The 12,746-nt window shown below is 63.2% G+C and carries 11 protein-coding genes and 3 pseudogenes; 4 read left to right on the top strand and 10 right to left on the bottom strand.

The window, feature by feature from the left end; all coding sequences use genetic code 11:
• A partial coding sequence (locus QNJ43_RS18065) for a hypothetical protein (RefSeq protein ID WP_300471961.1) occupies nucleotides 1–428 on the bottom strand: 428 nt, incomplete at its 3' end.
• Between QNJ43_RS18065 and QNJ43_RS18060 the strand changes: the two genes are divergently transcribed.
• Complete coding sequence (locus tag QNJ43_RS18060; protein ID WP_300471960.1) at nucleotides 409–933, top strand: GGDEF domain-containing protein; 525 nt, start codon at nucleotides 409–411, stop codon at nucleotides 931–933. The genes QNJ43_RS18065 and QNJ43_RS18060 overlap by 20 nt on opposite strands.
• A gap of 13 nt (nucleotides 934–946) precedes the next feature.
• Here the strand turns inward: QNJ43_RS18060 and nadC are convergent, their stop codons facing one another.
• The 3 genes from nadC to nadA all read right to left on the bottom strand — a co-directional run bounded on the left by nadC (nucleotide 947) and on the right by nadA (nucleotide 4,606).
• On the bottom strand, nucleotides 947–1,816 hold the full coding sequence (nadC, locus tag QNJ43_RS18055; protein WP_300471959.1) for a carboxylating nicotinate-nucleotide diphosphorylase: 870 nt from the start codon (nucleotides 1,814–1,816) through the stop codon (nucleotides 947–949).
• Entirely contained in the window at nucleotides 1,813–3,459 is a 1,647-nt protein-coding gene (locus QNJ43_RS18050; RefSeq protein WP_300471958.1) for an L-aspartate oxidase, read from the bottom strand. The genes nadC and QNJ43_RS18050 overlap by 4 nt, the downstream gene beginning before the upstream one ends.
• Nucleotides 3,460–3,526: 67 nt before the next feature.
• A complete protein-coding gene (gene nadA, locus QNJ43_RS18045; protein ID WP_300471957.1) occupies nucleotides 3,527–4,606 on the bottom strand; it encodes a quinolinate synthase NadA in 1,080 nt (359 codons plus the stop codon).
• A gap of 686 nt (nucleotides 4,607–5,292) precedes the next feature.
• On the opposite strand from nadA, the pseudogene QNJ43_RS18040 reads away from it, so the two are divergent.
• Together QNJ43_RS18040 and QNJ43_RS18035 are read left to right on the top strand one after the other, a co-directional pair.
• A pseudogene (locus tag QNJ43_RS18040) lies at nucleotides 5,293–6,456 on the top strand (MFS transporter).
• A 170-nt stretch (nucleotides 6,457–6,626) separates the two neighbouring features.
• Nucleotides 6,627–7,624: pseudogene (locus QNJ43_RS18035) on the top strand (MDR family oxidoreductase).
• 141 nt (nucleotides 7,625–7,765) lie between these two features.
• On the opposite strand, the gene QNJ43_RS18030 reads toward QNJ43_RS18035, so the two are convergent.
• From QNJ43_RS18030 to QNJ43_RS18020, 3 genes are all read right to left on the bottom strand, one after another.
• Nucleotides 7,766–8,377, bottom strand: a complete 612-nt coding sequence (locus QNJ43_RS18030) for an HD family hydrolase (RefSeq protein WP_300471956.1) — start codon at nucleotides 8,375–8,377, stop codon at nucleotides 7,766–7,768.
• 17 nt (nucleotides 8,378–8,394) lie between these two features.
• Complete coding sequence (locus QNJ43_RS18025; RefSeq protein ID WP_300471955.1) at nucleotides 8,395–9,279, bottom strand: folate-binding protein; 885 nt, start codon at nucleotides 9,277–9,279, stop codon at nucleotides 8,395–8,397.
• 127 nt (nucleotides 9,280–9,406) lie between these two features.
• A complete protein-coding gene (locus QNJ43_RS18020) occupies nucleotides 9,407–10,243 on the bottom strand; it encodes a hypothetical protein (protein ID WP_300471954.1) in 837 nt (278 codons plus the stop codon).
• Between the two features lie 136 nt (nucleotides 10,244–10,379).
• On the opposite strand from QNJ43_RS18020, the gene QNJ43_RS18015 reads away from it, so the two are divergent.
• Nucleotides 10,380–11,018: a LysE family transporter gene (locus QNJ43_RS18015; RefSeq protein WP_300471953.1), complete on the top strand. Its 639-nt coding sequence runs from the start codon at nucleotides 10,380–10,382 to the stop codon at nucleotides 11,016–11,018.
• A gap of 171 nt (nucleotides 11,019–11,189) precedes the next feature.
• Here QNJ43_RS18015 and QNJ43_RS18010 read toward each other — a convergent pair whose 3' ends face one another.
• The 3 genes and pseudogenes from QNJ43_RS18010 to QNJ43_RS27360 all read right to left on the bottom strand — a co-directional run bounded on the left by QNJ43_RS18010 (nucleotide 11,190) and on the right by QNJ43_RS27360 (nucleotide 12,739).
• Nucleotides 11,190–11,468, bottom strand: a complete 279-nt coding sequence (locus tag QNJ43_RS18010; RefSeq protein WP_300471952.1) for a hypothetical protein — start codon at nucleotides 11,466–11,468, stop codon at nucleotides 11,190–11,192.
• A gap of 350 nt (nucleotides 11,469–11,818) precedes the next feature.
• A pseudogene (locus QNJ43_RS18005) lies at nucleotides 11,819–12,172 on the bottom strand (TIGR02301 family protein).
• Between the two features lie 171 nt (nucleotides 12,173–12,343).
• The gene (locus tag QNJ43_RS27360; protein ID WP_346433035.1) at nucleotides 12,344–12,739 is read right to left on the bottom strand and encodes a hypothetical protein; all 396 of its coding nucleotides are present in this window, start codon (nucleotides 12,737–12,739) and stop codon (nucleotides 12,344–12,346) included.
• Nucleotides 12,740–12,746 lie beyond the last annotated feature (7 nt).

Below are 12,746 nucleotides of genomic sequence, written 5' to 3'. Positions count from 1 at the left end.
CCCCCCCCCCCCCCGCGCTTCAATTCCGCGGTCAGCGCGCCATTTCCTTTCGTCGCGGTATCATCCTTATTGTTCTTATGGTGGCCCTGCAGGTCCCGCTGCATCTGGCGAACCTGGTCGGCACGATGTTCGTCGTGATGAAAGTCACCTCTATAATCCTTCTGATGGCGACTGCTCTGGAATATTGGCGCGCGCGTTCGGAGAGCATCTCTTTCCTGAAGTGGCTCACCGCGCTCTACATGATGGAAGCGATTTCCTTCGGTTGTTGCGCCGTGATGCTGGTGCTGAATTCTCCGCTCGAACTGGATCACGCCCCGCAGAACTGGGCGGAAACGTTCAATGCACTGATGTCGATCATCGGGGTGACAGGGATCCGCGGTCTGTCGCTGGCGGTCAACCAGGAACGGCTTGCCCGCGATCACATACATGGTCGAGGCGCGCACCGATGCGCTTACCGGCCTCCTGAACAGGCGAGCCTTCAACGATCTGGTGAGCGCCACGCCGTTGCAGGGCAGCCGGTCGATCATTCTTTTCGATCTCGATTTCTTCAAGGCGCTGAACGATCGCCACGGCCATGCCTTCGGAGACGACGTTCTGCGCCGGTTTGCATCCGTCTGCCGCAACAGTCTGCGCACGCAGGATATCGCCGCCCGCGTCGGCGGTGAGGAGTTCGCGGTCGTTCTGGAGGGCTGTCCGGTCGAACGCGCCCTTGTGGTGGGCAACCGGATCCGCCTGAGCTTTGCCAAACAGACGATCCTGTGCGGGCGGGAAAGAATCCGCTGCACGGTGAGGGTCGGTGTCTACGGCTCGCCATTCGGCGAGACGATGACGTTCGAAGAGTTGTACAGCACGGCTGGCGTCACCCTCTATGCGGCCAAGGAAGCTGGACGAAACCGCGTTTGTCGGTATCGTGCCGAAATGCAGGTCGCCTGAACCGGCGCGCGGCCTACTCGATCTCGATATCCAACCCAAGGCCCAGAATGGGCGCGGAATGGGTAATCCACCCGGTCGAAATCAGATCCACTCCGGCTTCCGCAATAGCCGTCACCGTATCGAGTTCGATGCCGCCGGAGGCTTCCGTCAACGCTTGACAGGCGACTATATCGACGGCCGCCTTCAGGCTTTCCGGGCTCATGTTGTCGAGCAGCACCGCATCGGGCGCCGCCGTCATCGCCTCGCGCAACTGCTCCAGCGTATCCACCTCGACCTCGATCTTGACCATGTGCCCCACATGGGCCTTGGCCCGCTCTATTGCCGGGATCACGCCGCCCGCCACCGCGATGTGGTTATCCTTGATCAGCACCGCATCATCGAGGCCGAAGCGGTGATTGGCGCCGCCTCCGCACCGCACTGCATATTTCTCGAAGGCCCTGAGCCCCGGCGTCGTCTTGCGCGTGCACACGATCGACGCCTTCGTATGGGCGACGCGCTCGACGAAGGTCGCCGTCGCCGTCGCGATGCCGCTGAGGTGACAGGCAAAATTGAGGCCCACACGCTCGCAGGCCAGAATGGAGCGGGCCGGGCCGGACAGACGCACGACTGCGGTGCCGGGCTTCAGGACGTTGCCGTCATGGGCCAGCGGATCCACGCGGATGGCCGGGTCGGTCAGACGGGAGGCGCTTTCAATGAAGCCGAGACCGGAAAGACGGCCCGCCTTGCGTGAGGCGACCACGGCGCGCGCCCGCGCGTCCGAGGGGATTGTCGCCTGACTGGTAATGTCCCCGGCGCGGCCCCAGTCCTCCAGCAGAGCGGCCTTCACTGCTTCATCGATCATCAGGCGCGGCGGTTGTGCGAGGGCGGAGAGATCAGAGCTCATCGGGTACCTTCCAGACTGGGAGCGGGGGCGCCGGCCAGGGCCTTGCGCGCAATGGCATCGGTCTCCTTCAGCGTCAGACGACTGCGTTGTTTCAGTTCGGGATTTTCCTGCGGGAAATCGGAGCGGCAATGGCCGCCGCGGCTTTCCTGCCGGGCGAAGGCTGCGGCCGCGATCATCCTGGCGGCAACCAGCATGTTGGCACAATCGATGCCGTCGCATTCCGTGGCAAGCGTCGCGATGGTCCTCAGCGCTTCTTTCAGCCCGTCGCCGCTGCGCACCACGCCGACCTTTTTCTCCATCAACGTGCGCAGGCGCGCGATGGTGAGGCGGTCGGAGGCTGGCGGCTCGTCGGTCTTGCGCACGGGCGGCAAAGGTGTCCATTCCGGCGCCTGGACATCGGGCAATGCGCCGTCGATATCGGCGGCGACCCGGGCCGCGAAGACGGCGGCCTCCAGCAGGGAGTTGGAGGCGAGCCGGTTGGCGCCGTGCATGCCGGTCGAAGAGACTTCGCCCGCCGCCCAGAGTCCGTCGAGAGAAGTTTGCCCGCGCTCGTCCACCCAGATCCCGCCCATGTGATAGTGCGCGGCCGGACGGATGGGGATCGGCTCCGTCACCGGATCGATGCCCGCCTCGCGGCAGCTTGCGTAAACGGTCGGAAAGCGTTCGGGGAAAGCCTGCCCCACCGCGTCGCGTGCATCGAGATATGCGCCGCGACCGGCCATGACCTCGCGATGAATGGCGCGCGCGACCACATCGCGCGGGGCCAGTTCCTTCATCGGATGGCCGCGCTCCATGAAGCGCTCTCCCGCCCGGTTGATGAGCCGCGATCCTTCTCCGCGCAAGGCTTCCGTGGCGAGCGGCGCCGGGTCGCGCCCGATATCGATGGCGGTGGGGTGGAACTGCACGAATTCCGCATCCGCGATCACGGCGCCGGCGCGTGCCGCCATGGCGAAACCCTGACCGCTTGCTTCATCCGGGTTGGTGGTTGTCTGAAAGAGATGGTCCGCACCGCCCGACGCAAGCACGACCGCGCGCGCGGGAAAGGCAAAGCGCTGCCCGTCCACCTTGCGCCGCGCGATGAGACCGGTGACGGCGCCGTCGCGCTGCATCAGGCTTTCGCCGACGAACCATTCCAGAACGCGAATGGAGGGTGTCCTGCGCACGGTCGCGATGACGGCTTCCATGATCGCATGGCCCGCCCCGTCACCGCCCACGCGCACCACCCGGGCCCGCGAATGCGCCGCCTCACGCGACAGCTGGAGCTTTCCTTCCAAATCCTTGTCGAACGGCACGCCGTAGGCCAGCAGATCGGCAATGCGCACCGGGGCCTCGCGCGTGACGCCTGCAACGATCTCGGCATCGCACAGGCCGGCGCCTGCGGCCATCGTGTCGGCGGCGTGGGATTCCGCCGTGTCGTCTTCGGAGACGGCCGCCGAGATCCCCCCTTGCGCCCAGGCGGAAGATGCGCCTTCGCCGATGGCGGCGGCAGTCAGAACCGTCACCGGGCGCGGACTGAGCTTCAGGGCTGCGAAAAGCCCGGCAAGCCCGCCGCCCAGAATGACGGCGTCGTCCGCATCGGGTCCGGCAGGTGTGACGGGAGAGGATGCCCCCTTGGCGAGGGCGGCGAGAGGGTCGGCTGTCATGAGATGTATGTCCCAAATGCGGGAAGGGGCCCCGCGACGCATGCGCGGGGCACAGGGCGGACGTCCGTCAACTCTTGAGGTTGATCATCCGCTCCACGGCGGTGCGCGCGCAGGCGGCGATCACGGGATCGACCGTGACCTCGTCACGCATGTTGACGAGGCTGTCGAGGATCTTCGGTAGCGTGATCATCTTCATGTACGGGCACAGGTTGCAGGGGCGCACGAACTCCACGCCCGGAGCCTCGGAGGCAATGTTGTCGGCCATCGAACATTCGGTGACGAGCAACGCCTTTTCGGGGTGGTTGTCCTTCAGCCAGGTGATCATGCCCGCCGTTGAGCCGATATAGTCGGCCTCCGCCGTCACGTCGGTCGGGCATTCGGGATGGGCGATGATCTTCACCCCCGGCACAGCCTCGCGGTATTCGCGCATCTCCGCCCCTGTGAAGCGCTGGTGGACGACACAGGCGCCCTCCCAGGTCAGGATCTCCACATCCGTGCGTAAGGCCACATCGGCCGCGAGATATTGGTCGGGAACCAGCAGAACGCGCGGCGCGCCGAGCGATTCCACCACCTGAACCGCGTTCGACGAGGTGCAGCAGATATCGCATTCCGCCTTCACCTCCGCCGATGTGTTCACATAGGTGACGATCGGCACGCCGGGATGCTCTTCGCGCAAACCGCGCACGTCCTCAGCCGTGATCGATTGCGCCAGCGAGCAGCCCGCCTCCATGTCCGGCATCAGGATGGTCTTGTCCGGATTGAGGATCTTGGAGGTTTCGGCCATGAAGTGCACGCCGCACTGGACGATGACGTCGGCCTCCGATTTCACCGCTTCCTTGGCAAGCTGCAGGCTGTCGCCGACGATATCGGCCACGCCGTGATAGATCTCCGGCGTCATGTAGTTATGCGCCAGGATGATGGCGTTGCGTTCCGCTTTCAGATCGTTGATCGCCTTGATGTAGGGCGCATGGGCGGGCCATTCGATTTCCGGAATGACATGGCGAACCTTCTCGTAGATCGGGGTCGTCGCCTCCGCGACTTCGCGCGTGTACTCAAGCGCGGGCATGGCCTTGGGCGGGAAGACCCGTGCGCGCTGGGCCGTTCGCTCCGCGGCTTGCGCGTGAGGGGGTTGCTGTGTCGTGGACATGCGGGTCTCCTTCCCAAAACACTCAAAATGAGCACAAAAATGCTATTTGAAAAACCGGTGGGGGATCGGCCTCTCATTCGGTTTATGCTCAGTTGGAGCCTTTATAGGGGGTGACGCTCGGAAAATCCAGCCCCCTTTTCGGAAGAGTTTAGCCGTAAAGAGAAAAAACTTATGAAATTAATAAAATAAACAGCTTTTGGCAAAGTCGTTCGAGAGGCAGCTTCAGGGGAGTTTGGAGGGAAACTCTGGGTTGAATGCGGGGTAGAAGGACGTTTTGTGATCCCATTAAAATGATTGATATCCGACATGAATAGTTTTGACTTCTCACGTAAGGAAATGGGTCCTATAGCCAAAGGTAGGAATGAATAAGCGTTGTACCGGATCCCGCGCGTCGAGGGTGAGCGCGAACGGACGACTGTTGGTCCTGATCCGAAAGCCGAAGACTTCGAGGAACAACGCCTGTTGTGCCGTGTCGATCCTTGAAGTCCGAGATCCTGGAAGATCATTGATCGTGAAAGATTGCTGATCCGAGAGAATTGGTGCCGGTGCCCCGGTCGCTTTGTTTGCGATCCGGCGTCCCGGTCATGGAGGGGAGATTTCCGTTGAGCCAATCAGCATCCACACCTGTCGTCACGCCGTTCTGGCGGGCTTTGCCGTTTGTCATTGCCTGCGGCGGTCTCGTTGCGATGGCCTCTTTCGGTCCGCGCTCCTCCATGGGGCTTTTTCTGGCGCCGATGATGGATGCCCACGGCTGGAGTCGCGAGACCTTCGCGCTCGCGATCGCCATTCAGAACCTTCTGTGGGGGATCGGTCAGCCCTTTGCGGGCGCTTTCGCGGACAAGTACGGCACGACGCGCGTGCTTCTGGCGGGCGCAGTGCTCATCGGCGGTGCCTTCCTGATCATGGCCTGGGCGCCGACGCCGCTGTGGTTGCACATTTCGGCGGGCCTGCTGTTCGGCCTCGGTCTTTCCGCCTCTTCCTTCTCCATTGTTCTGGCCGCCTTCAGCCGTCTGGTGTCGCCGGAAAAGCACTCGGTTGCCTTCGGCATCGGCACGGCGGCCGGGTCCTTCGGCCAGTTCCTGTTTGCCCCGCTCGGGCAGGCGCTCATCGACGGGTTCGGCTGGCAACAGGTGCTGATCGATCTCGGTGGGCTAACCTTCGTGCTGATCGTCGTCTTCTCGCTGCCGCTCAAGGGCAAACCCGCCGCGCATTCCACTCACGCGGGCGGTCGCGACCAGACGATTTCCGAAGCGCTCGCCGAAGCCTTTTCCCACCCGAGCTATCTCCTGCTGGTTGCGGGCTTCTTCGTCTGCGGCTTCCACCTGGCCCCTTCATCACCGTCCACCTGCCTACCTACATCGTTGACAAGGGGTTCGATCCCTCCTGGGGCGACTGGTCGATCGCGCTGATCGGCCTCTTTAACATCGTCGGCTTGCTGGTCGCCGGGTCGCTCGGTCAACGCCAGCCCAAGCAGATCATGCTGGCCGTGATCTATCTGGCGCGCTCCGCCGTCATCGTCGTCTTCGTGATGCTGCCGATGTCGCCGGGGCTGGCTGCTGTTCTTCTCCGCCTCCACGGGTCTTCTGTGGCTCGCCACCGTGCCGCTGACCTCCGGGCTCGTGGCAGTGATGTTCGGCCCACGCTACATGGCGACGCTGTTCGGCATCGTCTTCCTGTCGCATCAGATCGGATCGTTCATCGGCGTGTGGCTGGGCGGGCGGCTTTATGACACGACCGACTCCTATGACGTCGTGTGGTGGATCGCGATCGCCCTCGGCATCTTCGCGGCGATCGTTCACTGGCCGATCAAGGATCAGGCGATCGAGCGACCTCTTTCCCCCGCCGAATAGCGTTTCACTTGCGGGCCAAGACGGCGGGTGGCAAGGCGACGCGGGTTTTATCGTCGCCTTCGCCCTTGTCCCTCGCCCGGTGACTTGCGACAAATCTCCATATGCGCGCGCCCGTGGCCGGCTAAGGGGCGTGCGCAAAACACGCGATTAGCGAAGGGGAGTGGCGCAACATGGAACGCTTCAAGGCCGTCTGGATCACCCGTGAAGAGGGTAGCAAGAAGCAGAACCCGGCTGAAATCCGGGAGATCACGCTTGCCGACCTGATGCCCGGCGATGTCACCGTCCGGGTCAAGTACACCACGATGAACTACAAGGACGCGCTGGCGATCACCGGCCGCAGTTCGGTCGTGCGCACCTTCCCGATGATCCCCGGAATCGATCTGGCGGGTGAGGTCGTCGCCTGCGACAGCGGGAAATTCAAGCCCGGCGACAAGGTGCTGCTGAACGGCTTCGGTGTCGGCGAAACCCATATGGGCGCCTATGCGGGGCTGGCGCGGCTCAATTCCGACTGGCTGATCCCCTTTGCCCGAGGGCCTGAGCGGTTGGCAGGCCATGGCCATCGGCACGGCGGGCTACACGGCAATGCTGAGCGTGTTGGCGCTGGAGCGCGCGGGGCAGACGCCAGATCAGGGGGCCATTCTGGTGACGGGGGCTTCGGGCGGTGTCGGCTCAGTCGCCGTCAGCCTGCTGTCGCGCCTCGGCTTCGAGGTCATCGCCTCCACCGGCAAGACGTCGGAAGAACCCTATCTGAAGCGCCTGGGTGCGACCTCCATCATCGATCGCGCGGAACTCTCCGCGCCGGGCCGCCCGTTCGGCAAGGAGCGCTGGGTCGGAGCCGTCGATGTCGCGGGCAGCCACACGCTCGCCAACGTCCTTGCCCAGACGCACTACGGCGGTGCGGTCACCACCTGCGGTCTGGCGCAGGGGCTCGACCTGCCGGGCTCCGTCGCGCCCTTCATTCTGCGCGGGGTCACGCTCTACGGTATCGATTCCGTCATGGCGCCGGTCGAAAAGCGCGTGGAAGCCTATGCCCGGCCGGTGACCGATCTCGAACAAGGATTTCCTGACCGAAATCTCGCACGAAATCGGCTTTGATGATCTGATCGGCAAGGCGGACGAATTGCTCGACGGCAAGGTCCGCGGACGCCTCGTCGTGCCGATGGGCTGAGTGGCGTCGCCGAAGTGCGTGAGAGGGGCGGAGGTCGGCTGTTTCGGTCGTGTGGCCCATCCTTCGAGACGGCGCTTACGCGCCTCTTCAGAGCACGTCTCGAAGGATGGGCTGTCCCGATGGATCGTCGCCGCAGCTGTCTCAGGCGTTCGCTATTGCCCGTTCCAGCTCCTCGAACCGGTCAAGGAACCGGGTTTGCGCTTCCGCCGCGGGCCACGGTTTCAGACCGAGCGGCGTGAAGCCGCGCGGGCGGCCGAAGATGCGCGCCGCCTCCTGCTCGTCGAACCCGGCCAGCTCCACCGCCTCGTAGTAGGCGGAGACGATATCGGCGTGCTTGGCGAGCTTCTTGATCTTTACCGGCAGTTTCGGCGGCAGGGAGAAGCGGCGGTGAATGGCCTCCTGCAGCCGCGCCTCGAGGGTCTTGTAGTCGCCGCCCATCACCGTCTTGAGGGGCGAGATCATGTCGCCGATGACGTATTCCGGCGCATCGTGCAACAGCATTGCCATCCGCCATTTGGGCTCAAGGCCCTCGACCATTCGGCAGGCGATCTCCTCCACAACTATGGAATGCTGGGCAACCGAAAAGGCATGATCGCCCACCGTCTGCCCGTTCCAGCGCGCAACGCGGGCCAGACCGTGTGCGATATCGGCGATTTCGACGTCGAGCGGCGAGGGGTCGAGCAGATCGAGCCTGCGGCCGGACAGCATCCGCTGCCAGGCACGCGGAGCGTTGCCTGTCTTGTCGGGTGCCATGTGTCAGTGCTCCCCGCTCATGCGCCGGTCTCGTTGCCAGCCGCATCTGCGGGCCAGTCGAATTGCGCCCAGTCCGGAATATGCGGCGTGATCGCCACGTCTCCCGCCGTGATCGGCACGCCGTCCTTCACGGCGGCTCCCAGACGGTCGATCCGCACCAGCGCCAGTCCCGCGCCTCCGCTCACGGAGCCGAGCGTTCCCGCCGCCTTGCCGCCTGCCGTGATCTCGCTGCCGGTTTCCGGCAGATCGTCATGGGCGCGGACTGCGATGATCCGTTTGCGTGCGGTGCCGCGATGGCGCATGCGCGACACGACTTCCTGACCGACGAAACATCCCTTGTCGAGGGCAACGCCGGAAAGCTGGTCCATGTCCGCATCGTGCGGGAAGGCCTGTCCGTATTCGAAATCGGCCCCGCCCTCGGGCACCGTGAGCGCAATACGGTGCGCCTCCCAGGCAGCCTCGTCCGCTTCCGCAAATCCGTCCGGCAGCGCCGCGTCTCTTCCTGCGATCAGCCGTCCGCCGAGCCCGGCATGGCGCGGGTCCGCGAATGCGCCGTCGGGCAACGTCATCTCGCCGGTCGTCGACCAGAGCGCCAGCACCTGATGGCTGTCGCTCAGGTTTGCGATCTCCACCTTCGCGCGCAGCTTGTAGAGCGTCATCCGCTTGATGAAGTCGGCGGCAAGAGCTGACGGTAGATCGAACCAGAACCCGTCCTCCCGGCGCTGAACGAGAAAGTCGGACAGGATCTTGCCCTGCGGCGTCAGAAGTCCGCCGTAGCGTGCTGCCCCCTCTTCAAGCTTCTCGACATCACAGGTGATGAGTCCTTGCAGGAAATGCTCCGCACCTTCCCCGCTGATCCGCACCACGGCACGCGAGGGAAGAGGGCTGAGAAAGGCGGACATGGACGAAGCTCCGGAACGCGTGTGAAAAAGATCTATCTAGCGAGATAAGGGAGATGCCGGGGGTCGGCAAGGCATGCCGGGGACACCGGCACGATTGGGCGCAAGGAGACGACGTCTCGAAGGATGGTCAGTCTGCTCCGGCGAAGCGCCCCGCGCCTATTCGCCTGCCACGAAATAGTGCCATGTGCCGTCCTGGCCGATGCCGACGCGGTAGAAGACATAGACGCCGAAATCGCGCATCTCCTCCACGTCGTCTGCGGTCAGGATGCGATAAAGCTCCACCTCCTGCGGCGGGGGCAGCCTGTTCAGCGGATAGCGCGCGAAATAGGGCCAGACATACATCTCCTGCGGCGTGCCGACATCCACATGCACCCAGCCCGCCTCCAATCACTTCGCTGAGGATGGCGAGGATCTCGCGGCCGTTTGCGTCGCCGGAGGACGATTTCAGGAAATCGATCGGATCGCCGATCCGCGTCAGCGACAGGGTCGGCGGCATTTCGTTGGATTTCAGTACCGGGCGGAGCCGTTCCACCTCGCCCGATCGCGCCGCATCGAGAATCTGTTTGCGCAGCCGCATGACCGGTTTCGGCAACTCGCCCGCCCCGTAGTGGATTTCAGGAAGCGGAACGCCGGCTTCCGGAGCGCCGACCGGCTTGCCCTGTGCCGCATCTCCCGCCTCAGGATTGTCCAGTCCCTCGGGCGTCTCCGTGTCGCTTGCGGGAAGCTGGATGCGTTCCGTTGTCACCGTCGCCGCCTGTGCCGGACCGGCGACAACGAAGGCCGCCGTCAGCGCCGCCAGGATCGCCATGGGTGTCGACACGGGAAGTCTCCCGATCATGAATGCATTGGCCTTGCGGACGGGCATGCACGCGTTCGCCTCGTCCGGCCGCTCGGTGCGCACTATGCGCTGCCCGCAGGCATCGTTCAATGTCGTCTGCGCACACCGCCGGGGATAGGTGGTCACTGGGTCACAGTTGCGGCTGTGGGCCTTATTTCGCACGCATTTTTACGCATCTACCGGGTTTCCCGAGCGTCTCTTCCGGCCGATCCGCGGTAGAATGAGAGCATGGGAAACCCGGCGTAGATCGAGGGGGCATGGCTTGTTGTTTTTCGTTACCGGTATCGGCATTGGCCTGATCGTCTCTGCCCCCGTCGGACCGGTCAACCTGATGACGATCCAGCGCGCCTTCAAGCACGGCTTAGTATCCGGTCTGACGGTCGGTATCGGCGCGGTTGTCGCCGATACGATCTATGCCGCCATTGCCGCTTTCGGCATTTCAACGATTGCGCACTTCCTGTCCGGTCACAAGCTGGGGATCCAGGTGGTCGGCGGCCTGTTGCTGATCGGGTTCGACTGGCTGACGGTGCGCACCCACCCGCATCTGTATGCGATGGCCGGGCTGCGCTCTGAGGTCGGCATCGGGATCGTGTCGAGCTTTCTCGCCGCCTTTGCGATGACGCTGACGAACCCCGGCGCCGTTCTGGGATTTCTGGCGATCTTTGGCTCTCTGGGCGATCTGACGCCTGCGCACGATGACTATCTGGGCGTTCTGATGCTTGTGGCGGGCGTTTCGATCGGGGCTCTGGCGTGGTGGGCGGGGCTGTCTGCCCTGGTCACGCGGCTGCGCGGTTACATGAACGACCGCTGGCTGCATCTGATCAATCTTGTTGCGGGCGGTCTGCTGATGCTCTTCGGCATCGTGATCATGACCGGCGCGCTGTATTCGCTGATTTTCTGAAATCGGAACCGGTCGTCCTCGACCGACGGCTTATCCGTTCGTCGAGCTGACGTGCCAACTGTCCGTGCGGCCGCGGCACCGTCCGGGCCGAGCGCAGTCCTGGGGCTGCAGGACTCAAAAGGCAAGTCTCTCAGAGTGAGATCTACCGGCCTGAGTAGGGAAGTGTGGTGCTTATTGCAGCGTCCGGTTGACCGTGTATTCGCCTTCTAGGATGCGACGGGGCAATCCTTCGGCAAGTTCGGCAACCGCGCTTTCGCCGTAGGCGGCGACAAGATCAATCAGTGCCGTGAAGAGCGCCGCGTGAGCAACGGCATCCGCATCGACACCGTCTGCAATCGCATCCGCCCATGCGCCGCTGATATAGCCCATGGCAAGGCGACGTTCGTCTTCGGGACGAATACCATCTTCTGCTTCTTCGCTTAGGATCTCGTCTTTCTCATCGATAATCATAAAGATCTGCCACCGCTGCGGAACTGCCGCTCATCCGATGATAAGCCTGTGATCCGAATCAAAAGGTAGCACGTCTTGGCGGTCGGAACATCGGTAAGGTTGAGTAGGTGTTAATAACTAATGAAAGATTCAACAGAAAGGTTAACCCTCTGTCCCGTGACGGCACTTCTTCTGCAACGGACCGTCGAAAACATAGACGGAAAAACAGTGCATTGGCGATTGCTTGCGCCGCCCGTTCCACAGTTGCGTGCGATAAAGGGCGTCCAAACAGTGTCTTGGAGTGAGTTTTGACGTTACGTGCTGCTTCAGCGGCTGTAGCGCGCCCTGATCTCGGCGGAAAGTTCCGCCCCTTACGACATGTAACTTTCCACCGCTTGCCGGGCTGACGGGGTGCATTCACGGTAAACGGATGCGAAGGCCCGATAGCCGCGGTTGAAGCGTTCCACCAGTTTGCGGCGGCGATCCTCGTTGCTGTCCTCCGCCTCCACGAGCGCGTTCATTTCATCGCGCTAGCGGTTGCCGTCCTGCGCCCCGCACAGGGCGCGCAGATAATGGGTGGAGCCGAGCAGTTCCGACAGGCGCAGCAAACCCGCCTCGTAAGGCGGCTCGTCGGCCGCGGCGGCGGGCTGGACGGTGAGCGTGAACACGGAAAATGCGAAAACGGCAGGGACAAGGGCAGGGGCCCGGCGAAGCGGCGTTGTCATGACGGGGATAATGGTCATGCCGGTCAGACCATGCAAGCGGCAAACCTCTGCGGTTCGACGTCGCTTAGGCAAACAGCGCGTCGATATCGGCCTGCGAGGATTCGCTTTCCGTTTCCGCCTCGGGCGGATGGGTCGTGTCGTGGCCGTGAATGACGTCGCCGGCCTCCGCGATCAACGGCTTGATCCGCTGTGCGACCTCGCTCCCGATCGTGCCGGTGCGGTCCGGTTCAGCCTCTTTGAGTTCCGTTTCCGCGGCATGAACTTCGGAATTGATTTCGGGGTGATCGTGCCGCGCTCGGCGGCCGGAGCGGCGTTATAGGCGCGAACCGCCAGTTCCTTGGCGGCGAAATTGGAATTCATGAAATGGTCGGCGTAATTAGCCGGTTGCCATGCCAAGACGTCGGGAATGCATTCCGGCATGTCGGAATGCAACTCGAGTAACATGACAATTTCATTGAAATGATTCAGATAGTCGGTGGCGAGCCTGGTCGAGGGATTGATATTGGCCTCCACCAAATTCTCGTAGCTGAGATCGCCGTGGCCGATCGTCTCGCGTTCGTCCAACATCAAAGGT

The organism is Breoghania sp. (assembly GCF_030066895.1).
Taxonomy (GTDB): Bacteria; Pseudomonadota; Alphaproteobacteria; order Rhizobiales; family Stappiaceae; genus Breoghania.
Note: the sequence above shows the minus strand (reverse complement) of the source record. Positions and strands in the feature narration are given on the sequence as shown.